Genomic DNA, 22602 nt, shown 5'->3' on the forward strand with positions numbered 1-22602 from the left:
GGTGGATGGTTTGGTATGACCCGACCGCTGAGCCGGCCGGAGAAAAACTTCAGGCCCAAACTTCAGGGCGCAAACTTCAGGGCGCAAGGAAACACACGTGAAATATCATGATTTTTTATCAGAACACCCGCGCCTCGCTTTGACCCGACGCAACTTTATGGAAACGCTGTCTGCGGCTTTAGCGTCCAGCGTCCTACCGGTACGGGGTGTCCGGGCCTTGCCTGAAACGCGGCTGATGAATCCCATACCCGCCACCGGAGAAACAATTCCCGCCATCGGCATGGGGACCTGGGGCACCTTCAATGTGGGACAGGATCAGACCCTGCGGGATCACCGGGTGAAAATCCTCGACGCTTTTTTTGACGGTGGCGGCGGCCTGATTGACTCCTCCCCCATGTATGGCTCTTCTGAGGAAGTAATCGGTTATGGTCTAGCACGACTGACAAACACGTCGAAACTGTTTTCTGCCACCAAGGTCTGGACCTGGTTCACCGGGCAGGGTCCGGATCAGATGGCCACCTCCCGCCGGCTATGGGGGGTGGAGCGGTTCGACCTGATGCAGGTCCATAACCTGCTCAACTGGCAGGATCACCTCAAAACCCTGCGGGCCGACCAAGATAAAGGGCTTGTCCGTTATATCGGTGTCACCACCTCGCATGGCCGCCGACATGGGACGTTGGAAAACATCATGCGCCGCGAGCCGCTGGACTTTGTGCAGTTCACCTATAACATTCTCGACCGGGAGGCCGAACAACGCCTGCTACCGCTGGCGGCGGACCGGGGGATCGCCGTGATCATCAACCGGCCCTTCCGGCGCAAGGAACTGATCCACCGCTTTCGCCCGCACCCGTTGCCGATCTGGGCGGCGGAAATCGGCTGCACCAGTTGGGCGCAGTTTTTGCTGAAATTCATCATTTCCCACCCCCATGTCACTTGTACCATCCCGGCCACGTCCCAGATCCCGCACATGCGCGAAAACATGGCCGTGCTCGCCGGCCCGCAACCGGATCAGGCCATGCGCCGGCGCATGGTCGACTATGTGGAAAATTTGTGATGCTGCCCTATTCCCAGGAAGTATTTTTTTCATTTCTCAGCCTGTATAATAGCGCCTTATGGCCGCTGCTTATTGTAGGGATGGGGCTGTGGGGGATGGGGCTGGTATGGTTTTATCGCCCGGTTTCATGCGGGAGGCGGCTTTTGGCCGCATTATTGGCGTTTGGCTGGCTGTGGACGGGGGGATATTTTCTGATGACGCGCTTTGCCGCACTCAATTTTATGGCCCCGCTGTATGGTGCTTTTTTTGTGGGACAGGCGGGGCTTATGGCATGGTACGGCGTCCGGCATGGCAAACTGAAACTTTCCCTGCGCGCGGGGGGACCCGGCATGATCGGCCGCATGATATGTCTTTATGCGTTGATCGGATATCCCCTTATTGACAGGCTTTGGAGCGAAGACTGGACGGCGCTGCGCCTGGCGGGGTTTGCGCCTGGCCCTACGGTGATGCTGACCCTGGGCGTGCTGGCACTTGCCGGCCGTTCCGCTCCTCTTATCCTCTTGTTCATCCCGCTGCTGTGGTGTGGCGTGGCAACCTATACCGCCTGGGCCCTGCCCTTGCCCGTAGACTATGTCTTGCCGGTGGCGGGGCTCATCACACTGGCCGTGAGACTTTATGATCGGCCGCGGCCATATTGTTCGACAAGCGAGCGTGAAGCGCCAGAATAGCGGGGGGTCTTGCCATGAAGAAGAAAACGATTATATAGGGAAAGAGGTCGAGTTGGTTCTTACTAAAGACTCAAATGAAACGGACCGAAGATAACATCAGGTCTTGAAACCCCGTAAAAATTCGGTTGCTATTGTGACAGAAACAATGAAGAGGCCAAATATTTTCGTTGCGCTGCTGGTTCTCATACTGGCGGCCGCCTTTTCATTGTATGACGCAAGCTCCGGTTCTCCGGCACCAGGGTTGGGGGGCACGTTATATCCCGTCAAGTCTGCAGACCACCTGACCATTGAAGATAATGCGACCGCCACGATCACCCTTCGGCTTCAGGGCGGAAACAAAAGTTCTCATTCGGAAAAAGATGATCCTGATGGCTCGTTTCCCTGGGCCATGAACTTGACCCAGGATGTCTTTTTCGCCGTCCTCCTGAAGGGCGGCATCAAGCCTGCCAACGGCTTCCTGCCGGGGGTCCCCGCCGCACCGGAAGACGCCCGACCGCGGGCTCCCCCTTTCTTCTCATGACACGATGAAACCGTGACGGACCCGGTGACGGTTCCGCCGCCTGTGCGCCGAACCGCACCGGCGTCACGCTCTCAATGTAACCCTGGTTAAAATCAAGATGATGCCCATGAATGTCCGGAATCCGATCCGGACGGCAACATGATCGTGCATCCCGCGGAATATGAGAATGAAAAACATGTCAATAGCCACAGACCTCGCGAACCACAGCAAAAACGCCCTCAACTTACTTCGGAGCGATCAGGATATTTGCATCGCATTATATGCAACTCCCTGCGATGTGCTTTTTGCCGGGAGGCCATGACATGAATGTGCCTCATAAAAAGCTGCGCAGTTCGGCAATCTTCGGGGCGCTCGTCGCCTCCTCGTTCATCGTGGCGGAGATCGTGATCATATGTCTTATAGTCGTTAATGTATTTTTGAGCGGAATAGTGCAAGATATCGCCTACGGAATTTGTTTTTTGGCGATCTCCTGGTTTTGGGTGCGATTTTATCGCCATGTTTATCACGTGGAGCTGAACTTGCTGTCCGACAGCCCCCCGGACGAACCGAGCTGACGCTATGTGGAGCGGCACCAGGGCCAGGCTCACACACAAGCCTTAACAAGAGATTAAACGGCGTCAGTCGCCGAATTATGCCGGCCGGTCGTTCCCCGCCTAGGGCTTAGGCTGGTAGTTTGTCTTGCGGACGATCGTGGCGACATCGACGCCCAGCGCCTGGGCCGCTTTACGCTTGCTACCATGAAGTTCAATTGCCTTTTCGATAACCGTCAATTCAAAGTGACGAACCAGATCTTTCAGGTTTTCCGGCTGGTCAGGATGAGGAACCGGCGGCCCTTCATCATCCATACTGTATTGCCGCCCCCGCCCAGAGAAACATATTGACTGGCATGCGTAATACAATCCGGTAGATTTTCCGGCTTCACCACTTCATCGCATTCCACGGCGAGATGCTCGATAATATTTTGCAATTCCCGTATATTGCCGGGATAATCATAGGTGACCAGACGGGTCCAAGCCTCTTTGCTAAAGCGCAGCGGCCGTCCCCGTTTTTTTACCAGATGCGCCAAGAAGTTTTCAATCAGTTCCGGGACGATCTCCCGTGTCTCGCGTAAGGGGGGAGTTTTGATCCGAATAACGCAAAGGCGGTAAAAAAGATCTTTCCTAAAGGTGTCTTCGGCCACCATTTTTTCCAGATTCCGGTTGGTCGCAGCAATGATTTTGACATTAACCTGCTTCGCTGTGGTGGCTCCCAATCGTTGAACCGTTCCGGTTTCGAGGAACTGCAACAGTTTGGGTTGACAATAAAGCGGAATTTCTCCCACTTCATCCAGAAACAGCGTGCCCTGGGGGCTGCGCAGTACCTCGACCCGCTCCAGGTCGAACATCGGAAATCCGGATCTGGTTTTCAGTCCCGAACTTTCTTGCTTGATGAAAGCAAAACCCATGCCGTTTTTTTCTATCCTTTAAAATCAAACCGTTATGCTAATTTTTTATTTTTCCCTTTCCCATAATGCTGCCTTTTTGCAACGAACCAACATCAAATAATGCATCATTTGCATCGCGCCGGCCTGCCCTGCATTCCGTAACCACAACGAGGGATGCGGACATGTGTTAACGAAACATGTCTGCAGTTCGCTATTTTTCAGACTCAGGCTTGTATTTCCCGGTTCGCTCATTACTATTTACGCAGAGAACAAACGGCTGCGGAGCAGACAGGCCATGATGGGCAGAACCATATTCCATTCGGGGACAAGGCAGTAAGATATGGGCTTGATGTCTCTGACCTCGCAGGCGTGGTACGACCTTCTTTCAGAAGCGCTTTTCGCGCCGAACAGTCGAGCCAAGCTGCACGGACTTGCAACCGCACTCAAGAGCCTTGTCGCCATCGACAGTCTGCTCATTCTTGTCTATCTTCCCCACCAGCGCCCGGTTTTTTATTACAAGGATGCCGACCACAAATGGCGCAAAAACAATATCGACGAATTTCTGTCCGGTTATTATCTTCTGGATCCGTTTTATCAGGCCGCTGAAGTCTGTCGCGCGCCCTGTCTGTGTCGACTCAACAGCATTAGTTCGGAAGATTTTTACGATACTGAATATTATGAATCCTGGTACAAACAATCCGGTCTGATTGACGAAGTAAATTATCTAATTCCTGTGGATGGCGGGCCTGTGCTCGCGATTTCCTTGGCCAAAAACATGGATCACAGCCTGTTCTCACAGACCGAAATCTCTCTCCTTTCGACCATTCTTCCCCTTGTTAAGGGACTTCTCCAGGAGGTGTGGAGCCAAGGCCTGACCCCGGAGATTTCCGCAGGAGACAGCGAAGCCGCCCACCACCGCGCCCTGCGTGAGGCACAGAAGAATTTTGGTCGTTCCCTGCTCACGGAACGGGAATTTGAGATCGTGCAGCTTCTGCTAAAAGGCCATTCCACTAAATCCATCGCCGGCAAACTCGACATTTCCCCCACCACCATCAAGGTGCACCGGAAAAATATATACGCCAAGTTGGACATCTCGTCACATTCCGAACTTTTCTCGCTGTTTTTTGATGCCCTGTCCACCGTCACCCCGGCAGAAGGGGAAGACCCCCTGATCCGTTATCATATGAGCCGGCGACGCTGAGTGACTACTCCCCGGGGGGTATTTACGCTGCCACACATCTCTTTATGCTTGGATTTACTGGCAAGAGTATCTTCAGCAAGAACAGGTCGTATTGTTATGAATAGCCCCCTGTCTCATATTAAAGTGCTTGATCTCAGCCGTGTTCTGGCCGGCCCCTGGGCAACCCAGATGCTCGGCGATCTGGGTGCGGAAGTCATTAAAATCGAACGTCCCAAGACCGGCGATGACACCCGCCACTGGGGCCCGCCCTTCCTGCGCAACCCGGACGGCAGCCAGGGCGACGCCGCCTATTTTCTGTGTGCCAATCGCAACAAAACCAGCATGGTTCTCGACATCAGTACGCCGGAAGGCCAGGACAAAATCAAGGCCCTGGCCCGCGACTGCGATGTGGTGGTGGAAAATTACAAGGTCGGCGGCCTGAAAAAATACGGCCTCGATTATGACAGTCTCAGCGCCCTCAATCCCGGCCTGATTTATTGTTCGATCACCGGCTTTGGCCAGACCGGACCCTATGCCAGCCGGCCCGGCTATGATTTTCTGATCCAGGCCATGGGCGGCATGATGAGCATCACCGGTGAAAAGGATAGCCTGCCCGGCGGCGGGCCCCAAAAGGTGGGCGTCGCCATCGCCGACGTGATGACTGGCATGTATGCCTCCGTCGGCATCCTCGCCGCACTTGCCCACCGCGACAGGACCGGCGAAGGCCAATATCTCGACATCGCCCTTCTGGACTGCCTGATCGCCAGCCTCGCTAACCAGAACATGAATTATCTGATCGGCGGCCAGGTTCCCGAACGCCTGGGCAACGGCCATCCCAACATCGTGCCCTATCAGGCCTTCGCCACCCGCGACAGCCACCTCATTCTCGCCATCGGCAATGACGCCCAGTTCAGGCGTTTTGCCGAACTGAATGGGCAGGATTGGGCCGCGCGGGCGGAGTTTTCCACGAACCAAAGCCGGGTTGAACATCGCAACCAGCTTATTCCCCTGATTGAGGAGGTCATGCAACAACGTACGACGCGGGAGTGGGTAAGCCTTCTCGAACAAAACAACATCCCTTGCGGCCCGGTGAACACTCTGAAAGAAACCTTCGCGGACCCGCAGGTGATCCACCGCCAAATGGTGCGGGAAATGGTGCGAGAGGACGGGATGCGCCTCCCGACGATTTCAAACCCCATCAATTTTTCCAAGACCCCGGTACAGTACCGGAGAAGCCCCCCCAAATTGTCTCCTGAAGAGTAGGATACAAGACATGAGCCAGAACGCGAAATCAGACATACCCCCGCCCCAAACGCCCGGCGAACGTCATCTTGCCATCAAGCTGATCAAGCGTTTCGGTTATCACGAAAGCATTCGGCAGTGCCGTGAAAACAAATGGCACGGGACACTGGAAGAAATACAACGGACCCACGCCCCAGCGCTCCCGAAAAAGACCACCTGATCAAGCCCTGAAGTCTCTGGATCTCCGTGCCCGGCATAAAAAGCCCCTTCCCCGTTGGGCGGGGAAGGGGGGATGGTGTTTCCTGAACCGGGGCGCCTTAGAACGCATTGAGGCCGGTCTGCAGGCGGCCGAGGATGAGGGCGTGGACATCGTGGGTGCCCTCATAGGTATTGACCGCCTCCAGGTTCAGCACATGGCGGATGACATGGTATTCGTCGGCGATGCCGTTGCCGCCATGCATGTCGCGGGCGGTGCGGGCAATCTCCAGCGCCTTGCCGCAATTGTTGCGTTTGAGCAGGGAAATGGCGTCCGGCGACAGCTTGCCCTTGTCCTTTAAGCGTCCCGCCTGCAGGCAGGCATGCAGGCCCAGCGTGATCTCGGTCTGCATGTCGGCGAGTTTTTTCTGGATCAGCTGGGTGGCCGCCAGCGGCCGGCCGAACTGCTTGCGGTCGAGCGTATATTGCCGCGCCGCATGCCAGCAGAATTCCGCCGCCCCCAGCGCCCCCCAGGCGATGCCATAGCGGGCGTTGGAAAGGCAGCCCAACGGGCCCTTCAGCCCTTCCACCCCCGGCAGCAGATTATCCTCCGGCACAAACACCTCGTCCATCACGATCTCGCCGGTAATCGAGGCGCGTAAGGAAAACTTGCCTTCGATCTTGGGCGCGGAAAGCCCCGTCATGCCCTTCTCCAGGATAAACCCGCGCACCACCCCGTCATCGCATTTGGCCCACACCACAAATACATCGGCAATCGGGCTGTTGGTGATCCACATCTTGGCGCCGCTTAAGGAATAGCCGCCGTCGACGCGACGCGCCCGGGTCTGCATGCCCGCCGGGTCGGACCCCGCATTGGGTTCGGTGAGGCCAAAACAGCCCACCCATTCGCCACTGGCGAGCTTGGGCAGATATTTTTCCTTCTGCGCGTCCGAGCCATAGGCATAGATCGGATACATCACCAGCGAACTTTGCACGCTCATGGCGGACCGGTAGCCGCTGTCCACCCGCTCCACCTCGCGCGCAATCAGGCCATAGGCCACATAGCCCACCCCCGCGCAGCCATACCCGTCAATGGTCGGGCCCAAAAAGCCCAGCTCACCCATCCGGGTCATGATCGAGCGGTCGAAAATCTCGTGCCGGTGCGCCTCCTGAACCCCCGGCAGCAATACCTCCTGACAGAAATCCCGCGCACTGTCCCGGATCAGACGTTCCTCTTCCGTAAGACTGTCCTCCAGCAACAGCACATCATCCCACGGCGCACTCGGCCAGCTAAATTTGCTCATCTCTCAGTTTCCACTTCGTCAAAACAGTTTTCCAGAATATCCAGCCCCTCATGGATCAGCGCATCGGAGATAGTGAGCGGCGGCAGAAAGCGGATCACATTGCCCCGCGTGCCGCAGGACAGCAGGATAAGACCCTTCTTGCGGCCGGCGGCGACCAGGGCGCGCGCCAGTTCCGCATCGGGCTTGTCCGCATCGCCGTCCCGGACCAGTTCGATGGCGATCATTGCGCCCAGGTGACGGATGTCGCCGATCCGCTCCTTATGGGCGAATTTCCCGAGACGGTCCACAAAAACCTTTCCGATCTGCTGCGCCCTTTCACAAAGGTTTTCCTGCTCGATCACCTCCAGCACCGCCAGTGCGGCCGCGCAGCCGATCGGCGAGCCCGCATAGGTGCCGCCCAGACCGCCGACAGGGGCGGCGTCCATGATTTCCGCCTTGCCGGTCACCGCCGACAGGGGAAAGCCGCCGGCGATGCCCTTGGCCATGGTCATGAGATCCGGCTCGATGCCGGCATATTCAGTGGCAAACATCCTGCCGGTACGGGCAAATCCGGTCTGGATCTCGTCGATGATCAACAGAATGCCATGCGCATCGCAAATTTTGCGGAGTTCTTGTAAAAAGGCGGGTGGGGCAATATTAAATCCCCCTTCGCCCTGAACGGGCTCCAGGATAATTGCCGCCACCCGAGACGGGTCCACATCCACTTTAAACAGGGTGTTTAAGGAGATAAGAGAGTCTTCCACGCTGATCCCGTGATACAGGTGAGGATAGGAGGCATGAAAGACTTCCGATGGAAATGGACCAAAACCTGCCTTATAGGGGATCACTTTGCCGGTCAGCGCCATGCCCATCATGGTGCGACCGTGAAAGGCGCCGGAAAAGGAGACGATGCCAGACCGGCCGGTGGCCGCGCGGGCGATCTTAATGGCGTTTTCCACCGCCTCGACGCCGGTGGACAGTAGCATGGTCTTTTTGGGGCTGCTGCCCGGGGCCAGCTTGTTAAGCTGATCCGCGAGCATGATATAATCGGGATAGAGCGCCACATGAAAACAGGTATGGCTGAATTTTTGCAACTGCGCCTCAACCGCTGCCTTGACCTTGGGATGGTTGTGTCCGGTGTTCAGCACCGCGATGCCGGCAGCGAAATCAATATAGCGCCGCCCCTCCAGATCCCAGAGCTCCGCATTCTCCGCACGCGCGCAGACAATATCCGTCACATGGCCGATGCCCTGCGGCACGGCGGCCTTGCGTAATTGAAGAAGTGAATCACTTGTCGTCATCTTTCATTCCCCGCCACCCGAAGTCAGTGGCATGTAATTATCAGAAGCCAAGCGGTATTTAGCCACTCCCCCCGACAACCGTAAATACTCCCATGGGAGTAGGCGGGACCGACAATGTCAGGCGTGGACCTCGGTAGCGGGGACGGATCAGATACTCACCAGATAACTTTCATATTCAAAGCTGGTCACCTCTCGCCCGAAATTGGCCAGTTCCTGGTCCTTGGTGGCCAGGAAATAAGTCATGAAGGGTTCGCCGAAATAGGATTTTGCGTCCCCCAGCCCGATCCCCTTGAGCTCGTATCGCCGTCAGGCCTCGACCAGCACCTCGAAACCGCCGAAGATCAGCCGCTTGCCGTCAAACGGCATCGGGTTCCTTTCGGGGTCCATGCGCGGGTCGGCCCTTTCCGGATTTTTCATCCAATCGGTCATTTTTGCATGGGCAGCATCGCGCGTTTCCTTGTCGGGCCATTCGATCCAGGAAAAGACGACCATCTCGTCGTCCCTGGCCTGGACGGCCTTGCGGAAATCTGTGACCTTGCCGTCCGGCACATCATCGCCCCAGCATTCAATCACGCGCGTTGCGCCAAGCTCAATAAACACGCTGTCGCTCAGCTTGGCGTGGTCGATGAATTTCTGCTTGTTCGCCGTCGGCACGGCGTACACGAAGCCGTCGATGTAGCTCATGGCGTTTCTCCTTCAATTTCCTTACACCAGCCGCAGGCGCTCTCCGCCCCGCCATTGCCGACGATCGCGTTCCAGTAGCGGTCAATCTCTTCCTGATCCTCTGTCAATATCATCATGCTAACGGCGGATTCGTTCAGCGTAAAGGTCGGACACGCGCACTCGAGATATGTGAAACTTGTGCCGTCGCTACGATAAGTGAGCGTCAGGCGAATATAGGAATATCCGGCCGCCAATGCAATCAGCTCCAATTCCGAACTTTATGCCATGTTTATCCAGGCCCTGCCCGGTTACGCCAATTTGCCCGACCAGGACCCTTTTTCGCTTTACGATACCCGTCACGACGGATCACAGAATCCCACATACGAGCACCGGAATTAGCCCCTGCTCGGGTTCATTCTCCCTCTTATAGCGTGTTGTATTTAGCGTGCCAGGGTTTAGCCGCTTCCAGTTGCCCGGCAATCCGGAACAAACTCGCCTCGTCCCCGAAGGCGGCGCTGAACATGACCCCTACCGGCAGGTTTTCCGGCGTCCAGTGCAGCGGCAAGGAAATGCTGGGTTCGCCACTCATATTCTGGGGGAAGGTAAAGGGACAGAAGGACATCTCCGCCTTCTCAAAAGCCTCAAGATCCGGCGTGTCCATACGCATCAGGCCCAGCTTGACGGCCGGCTGGGCCAGGGTCGGGGACATGATAAGGTCATATTTCTCATACACATCGGCCATGCGACGGCCATGGCGATGCATAATCATGACTGCCCGGGCATAAGCATCGGGACTGAGGGTGCGGGCATGCTCCACCGCCGACCAAGTCACAGCCTCCACATCCTCAGGGCACAGCTCCCGGCCCAGTCCCCGGGCCCGATTGGTCAACGCGATATCGACGGTGGTCGCAACAAGGGCCCACCAGGCCGCGCCAATCTCCTCAGTGTCATAGAAGGGTGCCACTTCCTCGACCTCGTGGCCAAGACTCTCCAGCAGGGCCGCCGTCTGCCGCACGGCTCTGTCACACTCCGGATCCAGGGCAACCCCATTCGGCGGACGGGTGAAAAAAGCAACCCGGAATGTTCCCGGCCCCGCCCCCAGTTCTTCAAGATAGGGTCGCGCGGGAACCGGCGCCACATAAGGATCTCCCGGCGCGGAACCCGCCGTTGCATCCAAGAGCGCGGCACTATCGCGGACCGTGCGGCTGACCACATGCTGGACCGCCATGCCGCCCCAGCCTTCGCCATAATCCGGCCCCATGGGGGTGCGTGCGCGGCTAGGCTTGAGCCCCACCAGACCACAGGCGGCCGCCGGAATGCGGATCGAGCCACCGCCATCTGTCGCATGGGCGGCCGGGACAAGGCCCGCCGCCACCGCCGCCGCGGCCCCACCCGATGATCCACCCGCCGTCCGGGTAATGTCCCACGGGTTCCGGGTATCGCCGTAAAAGGCATTTTCCGTTGACCCTGCTAGCCCCATTTCCGGCGCATTGGTCTTGCCGAAAATGACCAGTCCCGCGTCCAGATAACGGTCCACAAGGGTGGAGTTATGATCCGGCACATAATCCCGGAACAGCCGGGAGCCATAGGTGGTCGGCGTACCTTTCAGGAAAGCCGAGGTATCCTTGAGCAAAAATGGCACCCCCCGGAAGGGACCATCCGGCAGTCCTGACTCAATCTGCCGGCAGGCCAGGTCATAAAACTCGCAGATCACCGCATTAAGGATAGGATTTTTTTCCTCATAGCGCGCCATGGCAGAATCCAGCAATTCACGCGGGCTGACTTCCTTCTCCCGAACCAGGCGCGCCAGGCCAATTCCGTCAAAATTCTTGTAATCATCCATGTAAAAACTCCATTCTCTCCTGTGAGGACACAGCGCCGGGCCCATAATGACCCGGGTGTCCGGTCGTAAGCATGGTCATCGCCCGAACATATTAATTTACTCTATTTTGGTGATTTATCCGGCCCGGGGCTGAACCGATCTTCGCCGGTCCAGGGTATAAGCCGGGATCAGGGCAAGGATCGCACAAATCATTAACCCACCCACCGCAATATTGATCAGCAGATCATAATTGCCGCCGGCCACGATATAAGCGCCGGCCATCGGACCCGACGCCAACCCCATTTTGGAAAAGAACCCGGCCAGAGCCGCCGTCTGCCCGGTCTGATCCAGTGCCGCGCACATGCCCAGAAGATAAGGCATCACAAAGGCCCAGGTAATCGCCGTGCCGCAATTGGCGACGATAAATATCACAGGAATATCGCTGAAATGAAACATCAGGGTGCCGAAAAAGGTCAACATCATGGCGGCGAGCACCGGCCAGAAACGGCCCAGCCAGGTGCCGAGCACGATGACCAGCACCGGGCCCACCATGCCGATCCAGGCGGCGGCCCCCAATGTGGAGCTGATGAAGCCCGTCTCCAGCCCGAACTGCCGTCCCAACGCGATGATATAGGCGGCTACCCCCATATTGGCCGCCTGAAACAGAAAAATCGCACAGAGGGTGAGGATCAACAGCCCGTTATGCTGGATCGGTCCCTTGCCTGGAATTACCGGCACCGTTTTCTTTTGGGGATAGTCTGGCAAAAAGGGCAGCATGGCAAAGGTGGCGCAGCTTAAGGCCAACAGTGCCATGAATAACACTTCGTAGCCATAAAGCGGCACCAGCCGGGGCAATGTCATTACCCCCAGCCCCCCGAACCCGAACTGCACCACCAACAGTACACCAAATGTGCGGTCCGGAAAGCGTGAACGGGCGATGACCGATAGCGACACCCCGACCAGGAAACCGCCGACGAAACCATGCAGAAACCGGATCACCAGCAGAAAAACCCAAGATGAAAACACCATTGAAATCAGGTCAATGGCGATCAGAGCGGTAAGCGTAATCACCGCCGCCCGGCGCCAGGGCACCCGCTTGACAAAAAACACCACGATAAAGGCACCCAATGCCGCGCCATAGACATTGGCCGAAGCGATCTGACCCGACTGCTGGTTGCTAAAGCCCAAGCCATCCACCAGCCCGGTCACCAGCGCCGGCATGATATTGATATAAAAGAACCCCGCTGTCGCCAAAAAGGACAGAATGACGCTGGCCGCATAACCGTCTGGATTAACCTTGGGCAGTTTTGGACCCCGCGTCTGGTCCGACATGGCTTCCACCGCCAGTTCGCCGCCTTTCCCTTCTGAGATCGTCATTTCTGTTTTTCCTTCCGGCACAGTGGGCGGATTTTATCGGATTCGATCGCGGCCCGCCCCCATGCAAAATTATGATTATCACTGAAATAATAATAGGCAGTGCCGTTGGGCAACAGGGCCAGCGTGATGCCCCCATAGCCGGACAGGAAGGGAATCCAGGTCTCGTCCCGGCACCCCAACATCTTTGTTGCGTTCCATAGCCAGAAGCCGTTCCGGTAACGAAAATCCTTGCTCGTTGTTTCCCGGCCATAAGTTCCGGGAAGGCGCGGCAATGTCGCCTGTAATTTTTCACCATCAAACAGCGACCGGCCCCCAAGAGTCCCCCGGTCCCGGCTCAAAAATAGCCCAAGCTTCGCCACGTCGTCCCGGTGCAGGGTCAAGCCCCAGCCCGTAAAGGGCTGCGCCTGCGCGTCATAACTGCGCCGGGTGGACCAGGTCACGGGGCTCAACCCCAATGGCTTCCAGACCGGCTCCACCAGAATGTCCCGGTACAGATCGGCGTCCTGTCCCCGTTTCTGTTTCAGATAAGCGTCCAGCGCCGTCCCCAGAATATAGGTGGCCGACGTCTGATACACGAATTTTTCCCCCGGCAGCGTCTGATGTCTGAACTGACCGCAGGCCAGGTGGATTTTCGTGTCATGATCCAGCGCAGCGAAGAACCGGCGCATCTTGGGCCCGTTCTCATCCGCCATGCTTACAGGGGAATCATAATGTCCCGTGGTCATTTCCAGCGCCTGGGCAAACGTCACGTCGTCCCACGTGCCCCTGTCCCGGCATTGCGGGACGTAATCCACGATTTTTTCATCGCTCACCCCCGGATACAGAAGTTCCATGCGCATTAGCGCCAGACCGCCGACCAAGGATTTGGCCAGGGAAAAAGACGGCAGGTCCAGCACATCGCAATAGGGATAGATCCCATAGCGCGTATCGCAACCCCCCGCATAATGGATGCCGTCAATCACAAAGCCGAACGCCGTCATATGTTCCGCTGGCACCTCCGCCGTGGAGCCGAAATTGGCCGCCACCACCCCCGGATAATCCTCCGCCAGCCGTTCAATGGGGCGCAGCGGCAGGCGGCTGGCAACTTCTCGCCGATACGCGGTGATCAGGGCGGCCTTGTCCTTGACCGGCCCGGGCGCATAACGGGCCGGCATCAGCCCCCACATGTCGAATTTGAAATACTGACAGGTTTCGCTACCAATCTGGAACGCCACATGCGAAACCGTCCCGGCCCCGTTAAATAGGAAGGTCATGACCCCGTTATGGGTGCAGTTCATGTTTTTTTCCTGCAGCGCAAAAGGGATCGCCGCCCGGCTGTAATCACCATCCACCGGATCATGCCACACCCGGCCCGGCTCCAGAATATATTCCCAGTCCGGATGAGATCCGGCGACGGGGCCGCGCCGAAGGGGGATCAGGTCCCGCCCTGCCTGCACAAATTCAAAATCAAAGGGAGGCAGGCTGTCCGGTGCTCCAACTCCCGACCGCACATAATCAAATTCATCTCTGATAACCTTGAAACCACCGCTGATGCGCGGCCCGGTGAAAGACAACCGACCCTCAAATACATGAACCGGCGCTGCCGCCCCTGGCGGTTCGGCATAGGCGGCAAGGTCCACCGGTGTCGGATAGGCGGGTCTGTCCAGCAACCGGTCGCGGGAAAGGGACGGTGCAAGTTTTGCGTCGCGGCCCACAGGCGTGCCGGTCACCTCCACATTATCCAGCCAGCACTGATCCTTGGCACTGTTGCCGGTAATACGCGCCCGGATCAGGACCCGGGGCAAATTCCCCATATGCGACAAAACCACCTGTCCCCGATGCAGAGTGACCCCATCATCCTGACCGGGGCCAATCCGGCTTATCTCATGCCAGGTCCTGCCCTCGTCGCCGGATACATCACCGATGCAATACTCGTCCTTCTCAAGGGAAGCGGCGGCAAAAGACAGGGCAAAGGCCGTATTTTCATAACCTTGAGTTGAGATCACGGTGAGTGCTGAAACGCGGCGACTGAGGTGCAGGGAAATATTGTCGTCATACCGTGTCAGACGGATATCGCCCTTGCCGCGGGCCACCCAGCCATCCGCCTCGCCGTCCTGAAAGTCATCCCGGAAAATCGTTTCCGCCCCGGCCGCGTTTCTCGCCAAAAGCGGCAACAGGACCACCAGAAACAACACTATGGCTCGCCGTTTGCTCATAAACGGATTCCCCCCTGTTCGAGCTGTTCTTTTAACGGCGCAAGTTGTTTTTCATAAGAACGCCAGCGGGCAAGCGACGTTTTATAGATCGGTTTTCTGACTTGTGCCGCACTGGCCGTCGCCGAGGGAGACATATTGCGGTAAAATTCCAGACATTGCGGTTGCCAGTCCAAGCCGCAGAACTCAATGATCCGGCGGCTCACGCCTTCCTGATCGTCCACCAGATCCTCATAGGCCACATCAAGAAAAAAATCCGGCAAAACACGCCGCCAGTGATCCATCAGTTTCGCATAGGTCAGATAATAACGGCCAAGATCCGCCAGATCATAGGAAAAGGGATACCCCATCCGGAACAGGGTCTTGTACATGGCATAACAACTGTCCAAGGGGTGACGTTGCAGATGAATGACCTTTGCCCCCAGCAGCGCGCGGGCAATAAGGCCTACATAGAGGAAATTCATCGGGGTCTTGTCAATCAGATGCGGCGCGGCGCGGCCATGCCCCCTCAGACTGTCGCAATATTGCCGTCCCAGTTCGGCAAAATCCAGTTCCGTGGATTTTTCCACCAGCTCCCGTTTGTTGCGGGCCGGTCCCGCAGCCTGCATCAGAGCCAAGGCAAAGTGGTTCACTTCTCCCAGGCTTTCCACATCGCTGTGGGAGCTCAGGATCCGGTCAACCAGGGTTGTGCCGCTGCGCGGCAACCCAATGATGAAAATCGGTGTATCGTCGCTGTGTCCGGCCGACCCGGACCGGGCAAAGAAGGCGTCATCAAAACAATCCATGATATGGTTGATGGTCTCGACATCTTCTTCCACCTTATAGGACATATGCTGTCGCCGCAGGTCAGCGCCCCGCTTCAGGTAATGAAACGAGTCCTCATATTTCCCGAGGTCCTCCAGTTCTTTGGCCAGCGCATAACAGAGCTGGACTTCCGCCATGGGGAGAAGGTTCTCGGCTCCCAATGCGGCGCGAATTTCCGCGACATGGTTATTGTCGGCCGTCTGACGGCGCAGGGTTGAGCGGTTGTAATAAGCGTCATAATCCCGCGGGTTGAGGCGCAGAACCCGGTTCAGAAGCTGTTCGGCTTCTTCCATCCGGCCCACCGCGATGACAGCGCTGGCCAGGTTATAAAGGAATTTTGCATTGTCCGGTTCGGCCTCCACAGCCCGGCGGTAACAGGATTCAGCCTTTTCATAGGCATGACACATCGTATAGAATTCCGCCAGATGTTGCAGCATCATCGGGGGCGGCACGTCCTTACCCCCGCTGAGGCTTTCCTTCTCCAAACGCTCAAGGCACTCCAGCGCGGCATCAATCCGGCCGCAATGAATCAGGGCGTCAATCTCCTGCAACCGAACGGTGGGATGACCCGGATTGAGCATCAGGGCCCGCCGGGCCATTTCCAGCATGCCGGAAAAATCCGCCTTGCTCTGACAGATCCGACCCAGAAGCATCCAGCCTTCCAGAAGTTCAGGATGATCGGTCACCAGGTCGCGGCAGAGTTGTTCCGCCTCCGCCAGACGGCGTTCCCGGAACAATCGCTCCGCCTGCTGGAACATGCGGCGGATCTCTTCCTGGCTCTCGATCCTGGTCACTATCGCCACCTCTTCTTCGTGTGAGAAAATCCGGAAGGCGGATCATACCACCTTCCGGTTCGATAAGGTGTATCAGAAAGAATAATTCACAGACAGGCCGATGGTGCGCGGCAGGGAAATCAGCTCCTTCGAGCCGTTGCCGAAATAACCGGCCGACGGCAGAGTGCCCATGAATTCCTCCTTAAACACACCGGTTACCCCCCGGTTGTTAAAGATATTCTTCATCCACAGCGTCACATCAACCCTGTCCATGATCAAGGTTGCCGAGGCATTCCAGATGGAGAAGCCCGGCAGATCTTGCTCAACCCGCGCATTGCCGACATTATTGACGATATTGCGGGTTTTCGATTGGTAATAGCCGTCAGCCCTTAAGACGAGATCCATACCGTTATCCAGATTATATGTATAATCCACCGCCAGGTTGATCATATGTTCCGACACGCCGGGCAGCATGGTGCCTTTCGGGGCCAGTAGCGTACCGGTCGGCGAGACAAAATCCTCGGTCAGTTCCGCATTGGCATAGGCGTAGCCGAAATTGACATGCAGGGCCTCGGTCAGATTGCCATCCAGTTCGATCTCCAGCCCCTGGGTCCGCGCTTTTTCCCCGTTGGTGACGACGAAGAATCCCCAGTTCGGCGTCGAGGTGTTCAATTGCGGATCTTTCCAGTCCACCTGATACAGGCTCACATTATAGCGGAAATTGGACAAGGTGCCCTTGATGCCCGCCTCATAGTTTACCACACTGTCAGAGGCATAAGACAGAAACGCCGGATCCTCGGCAAAGAAGCCGGAGATCGGCACCCCATTGGCACCGCCCCGCCGATAACCTTCCGATACGGTAAGGTAAATCATACTGTTTTCGGACAGGTCATAGGACAGGTTGCCCTTGAACAGAATGTCATCCTCAGAACGTTCGATCGGCTCCAGGTCGAGTGCCGGGAACAGGCCCGCCCATAAAGGCAGAGCCATGAAAACCTTTGCTTCCGATTCATTGTCGAAATAGCGGAAGCCGCCGGTGGCGTGCACCTGATCCGTCACATGCCAGGTCAGTTCGCCATACACCGCCTTTTCAGTAAAATTGTCGGTATAGTCATAATCAAAATCGGTATCGCCCGTGACCAGCGCCGACAGGCCGGTCCACTCATCCCACCATCTCTTGAAGCCAACCAGAACACTTTCCTGGGTGATGTTGCGCTCCTGATCCTGGTAATAGAGACCGACCACATAATCAACCGCGCCTTCGGTGTTGGATACCAGGCGTACCTCCTGAATGAAGGAATCATCACTGTAGGTCCGGTTGGCCTGGGCCATCGGGCGAGGATAGTTATAATATAGACCAAGCCAGCCGGCCTGGGCATAGAAGCCTGTATTTTCACTGATGCTGTCGCCCATATTGTCGTAATAGGACGTGCTGGAGGTCAGGGTTGCAAAACCGAGATCAATATTGGCTTCCATCGCCACCAGGTCCACATTGCGGCTGGACGGTTCAAGCTGGATGGAACCGTTCTCATACTCGCCATATGGGTTGCCCCAACCGTCAGTACCGAGGCTTGGCTGGCGGCGGCCGCCCACATCATCTTCCTGATGGGAATAAGTCAGCAATACATTGACGCTCTCTGACGGTTCCCAGTACAGGCTGGCGCGGGTGAACCAGACGTCATAAGTATCCGCATCCTTTTTGGTTTCATATTCCGCCGTGTCCGCCAGCACCCCGTCCGGGGCCACCGGCACGCCGTCTTCGTCCAGCTTATACAAATTCACATAATCGGTAATCCCCGGATAATCCGCCCAACTGCCAACCATACGCAGCGCCAGGGTATCGCCCAGCGGAACATTTAACATCAAATCGGCGGAAACCCCCACGCTATCGGACCCCTTCACATGGCTGAGCGCACCGCTGGCACGGCCTTCAAATTCCCCCATAACCGGTTTAGAGGTGATAAAGCGTACCGTACCCCCGAGCGCGCCGGAACCATAGAGCGTGCCCTGCGGGCCACGCAGCACCTCAACCCGTTCCAGATCCTTGAGCAGGAAATTGGCGAAAATCGGCGTATCGTTAATATAGGTGGACACTGTAGAGACCGCGGAAACAGCGGAATCCCCGAGGATCGAGCTGTCCACGTTCAGGCCACGAATGCGGATGCTGTTGACGGTACCAGAGTTGCGCGGGCCGCGATCCACGATCCCCACCCCCGGGATCGACCGAAGCAGCTCTGCCGTATCCACCATTTTCGCCGCCTCGACATCCGCTCCGGACACGGCGGAAATGTTATAAGGAATATCCTGAATGCGCGATTCCCGTCGGGTCGCCGTCACCACAATTTCATCAAGAGTGACAACCTTCCCCTCATCCAGATTGTTTTCCTCCGCCTGGGCCGGCCCCGATACTCCCGTCAGAAGCGCCGTCCCGCTCAACATCACTGCTGTCAGTCTGTTCATCATTCGTCTTTCTGTTCCTGGTTTCATCATATTTCTCCCTTATCTGGCGAGCGATCTTTCACTCATCCTTTTCCCGGATACTCCGCAATCTTCCCGACATATCGGCCGCGGAGGGCCCAGGACAGCCTTACACGCCCGGCCTGTCCCGTCCGGGTTTTTCCAACCTGCCAAGCTTGCGCAATGCTTCTGTATCGGCGCCCCCCTCGACATAGGGCGGGAAGGCAACCTTGTTATCGCGAAAACTTTTCAAAACCTGGCCCAGCCCGTGCCAGCCCCGCTTTCGCACCCGATCCACCTGTTCCAGATCAATATCCACAATAATGATCTCGCGGCCTGACCCGGCCTGATGAAGCACCTCGCCCCCCGGCCCACAGACAATGGACCGGCCGACACCATAGTCGCCGGCCACGTTAATATCCACGAAATAACACTGGTTGGTGGCCGCATTCGCCCGCGCAATGGACAGCTCTACATCGCGGTCAATGGTATTGGTCATGGTGGGATGAATAATGACCTCCGCCCCCATGCTGACCAGGGTGCGGGTGGTTTCGGGAAACCACATATCGTAACAGATGGAGATGCCGAACCGGCCGACTTCCGGCACGTCAAAGACAACAAAATCCGCGCCTGGCGTCACCCCTTCCTCATAGGGAAAAAAGGGGAAGATCTTGCGATACCGCGCCACCACCTCCCCCGTGGGACTGATTACCGGCGCCAAGTTGTAAATCCTATCCTGCTGCTTTTCAAACAGCGACCCCGGCACGAACCAGACTCCATTCTGCCGCGCCATGTCGCATAACCGCGCCCAAACGGCATCGTCCGCCGTTATCGCGTTTTTCGGCGCAGCCCCAAACAGGCTCAACTCCCCCAGCACCACCATATCGACCCAGGGCAAACGCCGCTTCAGCGCCCCAAGCTCCCGCTCTATCAGATCCAGATTGTTATCCCCCTGAAGCTCCAGTTGCAGCCCGGCAATGCTAAAATGGCGCGACGTTTTCTGCGTCATAAAATTGATCCCTCTTCCCCCATTCCCGGTTTTCGGTCTTTCTTTGTCCGGGACATGGCTCATTCATTCTGCCCATGACCATAACAGACTAAACTGGACCCTACATAGATCCACTTTTTAATATTCTATAGGTCCAGTTTAAGGGGATCACAAACCAGACTACCGGACCGTGGGAAAGAAGTTCTGTTGTACGGTGGGGCAGCGGACGCCCTTCTGTTCGGAAAGAGGAGACCTTATTCCAGACCCAATAAAGCCCGGATCGAAGCCCGTCTGTTCACAATTCACTATAGAGTGAGTTATGAATGGTATGTTGTGAATAGTATAATGGGACAGCCTGGTTTTGTTTCTCAGGCGGAGTCCGCCGGCTCGGTAGGCTGAAAAATTACGGCGTTATCCAATAGACGGCCGCTTTCCCGGAACCACTTGATTTCACTACCCCGAATAACCACCCGGGATGCCGATTCACGGCCATAGCTCCAGTTATTCCACTTGCGTACCCAGAAATCGCCCTTCACATACCAAATACCGTCGTCCTTTTCTTCCGCCGGCGTGCCACGATTGGCAATGCCGGTCATGGTGCCATCCGGATGCAAGGTGATTTCGTAAGGCTCACCCAACGAATTAATCCCCAATATATTCAGACCGCTCATCCGGTCCCGAAGTGTGGTCCCATCAAGCAGTTCCCCTTCGGCCCGGTCCAACGTTTCCATATACCCTGAGGTTAGCTCGCGGATAGTTTCCGCCAGAATCCTCACCCCCTCTTCAATTCTTTCCGCCGGAATGGCATTGATGGACAGATAAAAACATCTGCCCCTCTGCCCGTCTCTCTGCCCTTTTTCTGGCCCGTTTTCTGGCCCGTTTTCTGGCTTGTTTTCTGGCTTGTTTTCTGGCTTGTTTTCTGGCTTGTTTTCTGGCCCGTTTTCTGGGCCATTTTCCCACTCACAGCCTTCCCCGGCAGCGGAATAATCTGTTTCCGGTTGAATCAGAATGCCTTTTTTTGCCGCTTGCCGCACCAGCTCAGAAATTTCCAACTCCGGTCGGCACTCAACCCCGAAACTCAACATATTGGGAGAACGGGTGACATGATACAGCGGCAGGTAATAAGACAGCGCCTCGCTCATTTCATGCCATTTTTGCCGGAAGATCTGAGCATGCCGGCGCATGGCGCTATCATAATATCCCTGAGAAATGAAAATGGCCGTGGCATGCTGAAAATAAGGGGTGGGAATTAATCCTAGTCTGCGCTGAACTTGCCGCAATTGATGGGCCAGTTCACGGGGTGCCACAATATAACCGATCGCCTGTCCCGCCAAGGCCACAGGCGACAATTCGCTGACATAGATGACGTTTTTCCTTTGAGACAGGCTTTTCAGAGCAGGAGGCAAGAGATCGTCAATATAATAGGTGTGCCTGGGATCACATTCCCATATCATGACATTTTCATTCAGTTGAGCCAGTCTCTGGGGTGTTTCCTGGGGTGTTTCCTGGGGTGTTTCCTGGGTCGGTTTCCGGATCACCTCCCGCCCCCCTTCCTCTGTCCCGTCAGCAGGAAGTCGCATATTGGGCACGGTACAGAGAATATCCACTGCGCCGGTTATGCGCTTGCCTCCGTTGGGGAATTGCTCAACGAATTTAACAGGGGCGCCACTGCTGTTCAGACACTCCCGAGTAACGGGATCAACAAGCCCGCACACCCCGATACGTTGTCCCTGATTTCTGGCAACATGAGTCAACAGCGCCAGCGCTCCTCTGTAGCCGCAAGTAATGACAATTTCCTCGACGCTTGTGCTGATGCCCCGGCCGGGCAGAACTCTGCTCCGGATTTCCTCCGCAAGTTCCGGATTCGTATAATAAGGGCCCCGCTTGCCCCAATTCAAAACCTCGGACTGGGCCATAGCCTGGCGCTGACACTCCCGCCAGGCCGCAATGGGGAAAAGCCCGACATCAACCAGCGTATTGACAAACGGATAAGGAAATGATTTGGCGCTTTCCTGGTCGCTGAATTGTCTTTCCACCGCTTTCGGCGGATTTTGAGCCGATAGTATTTGCCGGCGATGATCAAAAATTCCGCCTTCATTGAGTTCATCACTGACATAAACGCCGCTGCATTCCCGGGGTTCGACAAACCCCTCATCCGCCAGTTTTTGGTATGCAAAGACAACAGTGTTGCGCGATACCCCCAACTGCTCTGCGAGTTTCCGCGTGGATGGCAGTTTCATGCCCGGCTTAAGAACGCCAGAGATAATCAGTTCGACCAGTTTTTCGCGGAGTTGGGTCTGCAGTTTCCGGTTCGATTGCTTATCTATAGTGATCAGAAATTTTATCATCCCGCCCCATCAAAAGGATCATCTTGGGTTTTGATTTATCGCAGTTCATTTAGCGGATCTTCAGACCAGCCCCCTGTTCCGTGAGTTCTGTTCCATGAGTTCTGTTCCATGAGTTCTGTTCCATGAGTCCTATGTGCAGTTTAAACACCCAGCATCTGATGGCACAAGCCTTCGGAGTGAATTGGGTCACCCCAATCACAATTCACTCCGAAGGTCATATTGGAATCCTGGGTGATAACGACTCGTTTTTCATTCCTTCGTAATATTGGCTTCTTTCCGGTTAAAAAGAAAAAAATTCATGAATTTTTTTAA

The 22602-nt window shown here is 56.3% G+C and carries 19 protein-coding genes and 1 pseudogene; 7 read left to right on the forward strand and 13 right to left on the reverse strand.

Annotated elements, in window-relative coordinates; translation table 11 throughout:
* Positions 1-157 precede the first annotated feature (157 nt).
* The 4 genes from FE788_RS08970 to FE788_RS08985 all read left to right on the forward strand — a co-directional run bounded on the left by FE788_RS08970 (position 158) and on the right by FE788_RS08985 (position 2796).
* Entirely contained in the window at positions 158-1054 is an 897-nt protein-coding gene (locus FE788_RS08970) for an aldo/keto reductase (RefSeq protein ID WP_138381345.1), read from the forward strand.
* On the forward strand, positions 1054-1722 hold the full coding sequence (locus tag FE788_RS08975; protein WP_246057893.1) for a DUF6064 family protein: 669 nt from the start codon (positions 1054-1056) through the stop codon (positions 1720-1722). The genes FE788_RS08970 and FE788_RS08975 overlap by 1 nt, the downstream gene beginning before the upstream one ends.
* A gap of 145 nt (positions 1723-1867) precedes the next feature.
* Positions 1868-2242 carry a hypothetical protein gene (locus FE788_RS08980; protein ID WP_138380321.1) on the forward strand — a complete coding sequence of 125 codons (375 nt, stop codon included), beginning with the start codon at positions 1868-1870 and terminating at the stop codon, positions 2240-2242.
* A 302-nt stretch (positions 2243-2544) separates the two neighbouring features.
* Positions 2545-2796 carry a hypothetical protein gene (locus FE788_RS08985; RefSeq protein WP_138380322.1) on the forward strand — a complete coding sequence of 84 codons (252 nt, stop codon included), beginning with the start codon at positions 2545-2547 and terminating at the stop codon, positions 2794-2796.
* Between the two features lie 99 nt (positions 2797-2895).
* On the opposite strand, the gene FE788_RS08990 is transcribed toward FE788_RS08985, so the two are convergent.
* Both FE788_RS08990 and FE788_RS08995 read right to left on the reverse strand, forming a co-directional pair.
* The gene (locus FE788_RS08990) at positions 2896-3087 is read right to left on the reverse strand and encodes a helix-turn-helix domain-containing protein (protein ID WP_138380323.1); all 192 of its coding nucleotides are present in this window, start codon (positions 3085-3087) and stop codon (positions 2896-2898) included.
* The gene (locus FE788_RS08995) at positions 3036-3626 is read right to left on the reverse strand and encodes a sigma 54-interacting transcriptional regulator (protein ID WP_210413843.1); all 591 of its coding nucleotides are present in this window, start codon (positions 3624-3626) and stop codon (positions 3036-3038) included. The genes FE788_RS08990 and FE788_RS08995 overlap by 52 nt, the downstream gene beginning before the upstream one ends.
* 379 nt (positions 3627-4005) lie before the next feature.
* On the opposite strand from FE788_RS08995, the gene FE788_RS09000 reads away from it, so the two are divergent.
* The 3 genes from FE788_RS09000 to FE788_RS09010 all read left to right on the forward strand — a co-directional run bounded on the left by FE788_RS09000 (position 4006) and on the right by FE788_RS09010 (position 6307).
* A complete protein-coding gene (locus FE788_RS09000) occupies positions 4006-4866 on the forward strand; it encodes a response regulator transcription factor (RefSeq protein WP_138380325.1) in 861 nt (286 codons plus the stop codon).
* Positions 4867-4962: 96 nt separating this feature from the next.
* Positions 4963-6108 carry a CaiB/BaiF CoA transferase family protein gene (locus tag FE788_RS09005; protein ID WP_138380326.1) on the forward strand — a complete coding sequence of 382 codons (1146 nt, stop codon included), beginning with the start codon at positions 4963-4965 and terminating at the stop codon, positions 6106-6108.
* A gap of 10 nt (positions 6109-6118) precedes the next feature.
* Positions 6119-6307: a hypothetical protein gene (locus FE788_RS09010; protein WP_138380327.1), complete on the forward strand. Its 189-nt coding sequence runs from the start codon at positions 6119-6121 to the stop codon at positions 6305-6307.
* A 97-nt stretch (positions 6308-6404) separates the two neighbouring features.
* On the opposite strand, the gene FE788_RS09015 is transcribed toward FE788_RS09010, so the two are convergent.
* The 11 genes and pseudogenes from FE788_RS09015 to FE788_RS09065 form a co-directional block, all read right to left on the reverse strand.
* Positions 6405-7586 carry an acyl-CoA dehydrogenase gene (locus FE788_RS09015; protein WP_138380328.1) on the reverse strand — a complete coding sequence of 394 codons (1182 nt, stop codon included), beginning with the start codon at positions 7584-7586 and terminating at the stop codon, positions 6405-6407.
* Positions 7583-8866: a 4-aminobutyrate--2-oxoglutarate transaminase gene (gabT, locus tag FE788_RS09020; protein ID WP_138380329.1), complete on the reverse strand. Its 1284-nt coding sequence runs from the start codon at positions 8864-8866 to the stop codon at positions 7583-7585. The genes FE788_RS09015 and gabT overlap by 4 nt, the downstream gene beginning before the upstream one ends.
* A 306-nt stretch (positions 8867-9172) precedes the next feature.
* Entirely contained in the window at positions 9173-9550 is a 378-nt protein-coding gene (locus tag FE788_RS09025; RefSeq protein ID WP_138380330.1) for a DUF1428 domain-containing protein, read from the reverse strand.
* 17 nt (positions 9551-9567) lie between these two features.
* Positions 9568-9756, reverse strand: a pseudogene (locus FE788_RS14210) (VOC family protein); the annotation flags it as partial.
* A gap of 197 nt (positions 9757-9953) precedes the next feature.
* A complete protein-coding gene (locus tag FE788_RS09035; RefSeq protein ID WP_138380331.1) occupies positions 9954-11372 on the reverse strand; it encodes an amidase in 1419 nt (472 codons plus the stop codon).
* Positions 11373-11486: 114 nt separating this feature from the next.
* The gene (locus FE788_RS09040; protein WP_210413847.1) at positions 11487-12728 is read right to left on the reverse strand and encodes an MFS transporter; all 1242 of its coding nucleotides are present in this window, start codon (positions 12726-12728) and stop codon (positions 11487-11489) included.
* Positions 12725-14923, reverse strand: coding sequence for a serine hydrolase domain-containing protein (locus tag FE788_RS09045; RefSeq protein ID WP_138380332.1), 2199 nt, complete (start codon positions 14921-14923; stop codon positions 12725-12727). Before FE788_RS09045 ends, FE788_RS09040 begins: the two co-directional genes overlap by 4 nt.
* Positions 14920-16518 (reverse strand): tetratricopeptide repeat-containing sulfotransferase family protein, encoded by a 1599-nt coding sequence (locus tag FE788_RS09050; RefSeq protein ID WP_138380333.1) that lies wholly within the window; start codon positions 16516-16518, stop codon positions 14920-14922. The genes FE788_RS09045 and FE788_RS09050 overlap by 4 nt, the downstream gene beginning before the upstream one ends.
* Before the next feature lie 72 nt (positions 16519-16590).
* Complete coding sequence (locus FE788_RS09055) at positions 16591-18960, reverse strand: TonB-dependent receptor (RefSeq protein ID WP_138380334.1); 2370 nt, start codon at positions 18958-18960, stop codon at positions 16591-16593.
* Positions 18961-19084: 124 nt separating this feature from the next.
* Positions 19085-19963 (reverse strand): carbon-nitrogen hydrolase family protein, encoded by an 879-nt coding sequence (locus tag FE788_RS09060; RefSeq protein ID WP_138380335.1) that lies wholly within the window; start codon positions 19961-19963, stop codon positions 19085-19087.
* Positions 19964-20310: 347 nt separating this feature from the next.
* Positions 20311-22290: an aminotransferase-like domain-containing protein gene (locus tag FE788_RS09065; protein WP_138380336.1), complete on the reverse strand. Its 1980-nt coding sequence runs from the start codon at positions 22288-22290 to the stop codon at positions 20311-20313.
* Between the last annotated feature and the right edge of the window lie 312 nt (positions 22291-22602).

It is taken from the genome of Luteithermobacter gelatinilyticus, assembly GCF_005849285.1.
Taxonomy (GTDB): domain Bacteria; phylum Pseudomonadota; class Alphaproteobacteria; order Sphingomonadales; family Emcibacteraceae; genus Luteithermobacter; species Luteithermobacter gelatinilyticus.

What these genes read in the sequence shown, in the direction of transcription:
- FE788_RS08970 (WP_138381345.1), top strand. Translation starts at nt 158, where the DNA reads ATGGAAACGCTGTCTGCGGCTTTAGCGTCCAGCGTCCTACCGGTACGG.
- FE788_RS08975 (WP_246057893.1), top strand. Translation starts at nt 1,054, where the DNA reads ATGCTGCCCTATTCCCAGGAAGTATTTTTTTCATTTCTCAGCCTGTAT.
- FE788_RS08980 (WP_138380321.1), top strand. Translation starts at nt 1,868, where the DNA reads ATGAAGAGGCCAAATATTTTCGTTGCGCTGCTGGTTCTCATACTGGCG.
- FE788_RS08985 (WP_138380322.1), top strand. Translation starts at nt 2,545, where the DNA reads ATGAATGTGCCTCATAAAAAGCTGCGCAGTTCGGCAATCTTCGGGGCG.
- FE788_RS08990 (WP_138380323.1), bottom strand. Translation starts at nt 3,087, where the DNA reads ATGGATGATGAAGGGCCGCCGGTTCCTCATCCTGACCAGCCGGAAAAC.
- FE788_RS08995 (WP_210413843.1), bottom strand. Translation starts at nt 3,626, where the DNA reads ATGTTCGACCTGGAGCGGGTCGAGGTACTGCGCAGCCCCCAGGGCACG.
- FE788_RS09000 (WP_138380325.1), top strand. Translation starts at nt 4,006, where the DNA reads ATGGGCTTGATGTCTCTGACCTCGCAGGCGTGGTACGACCTTCTTTCA.
- FE788_RS09005 (WP_138380326.1), top strand. Translation starts at nt 4,963, where the DNA reads ATGAATAGCCCCCTGTCTCATATTAAAGTGCTTGATCTCAGCCGTGTT.
- FE788_RS09010 (WP_138380327.1), top strand. Translation starts at nt 6,119, where the DNA reads ATGAGCCAGAACGCGAAATCAGACATACCCCCGCCCCAAACGCCCGGC.
- FE788_RS09015 (WP_138380328.1), bottom strand. Translation starts at nt 7,586, where the DNA reads ATGAGCAAATTTAGCTGGCCGAGTGCGCCGTGGGATGATGTGCTGTTG.
- gabT (WP_138380329.1), bottom strand. Translation starts at nt 8,866, where the DNA reads ATGACGACAAGTGATTCACTTCTTCAATTACGCAAGGCCGCCGTGCCG.
- FE788_RS09025 (WP_138380330.1), bottom strand. Translation starts at nt 9,550, where the DNA reads ATGAGCTACATCGACGGCTTCGTGTACGCCGTGCCGACGGCGAACAAG.
- FE788_RS09035 (WP_138380331.1), bottom strand. Translation starts at nt 11,372, where the DNA reads ATGGATGATTACAAGAATTTTGACGGAATTGGCCTGGCGCGCCTGGTT.
- FE788_RS09040 (WP_210413847.1), bottom strand. Translation starts at nt 12,728, where the DNA reads ATGACGATCTCAGAAGGGAAAGGCGGCGAACTGGCGGTGGAAGCCATG.
- FE788_RS09045 (WP_138380332.1), bottom strand. Translation starts at nt 14,923, where the DNA reads ATGAGCAAACGGCGAGCCATAGTGTTGTTTCTGGTGGTCCTGTTGCCG.
- FE788_RS09055 (WP_138380334.1), bottom strand. Translation starts at nt 18,960, where the DNA reads ATGATGAACAGACTGACAGCAGTGATGTTGAGCGGGACGGCGCTTCTG.
- FE788_RS09060 (WP_138380335.1), bottom strand. Translation starts at nt 19,963, where the DNA reads ATGACGCAGAAAACGTCGCGCCATTTTAGCATTGCCGGGCTGCAACTG.
- FE788_RS09065 (WP_138380336.1), bottom strand. Translation starts at nt 22,290, where the DNA reads ATGATAAAATTTCTGATCACTATAGATAAGCAATCGAACCGGAAACTG.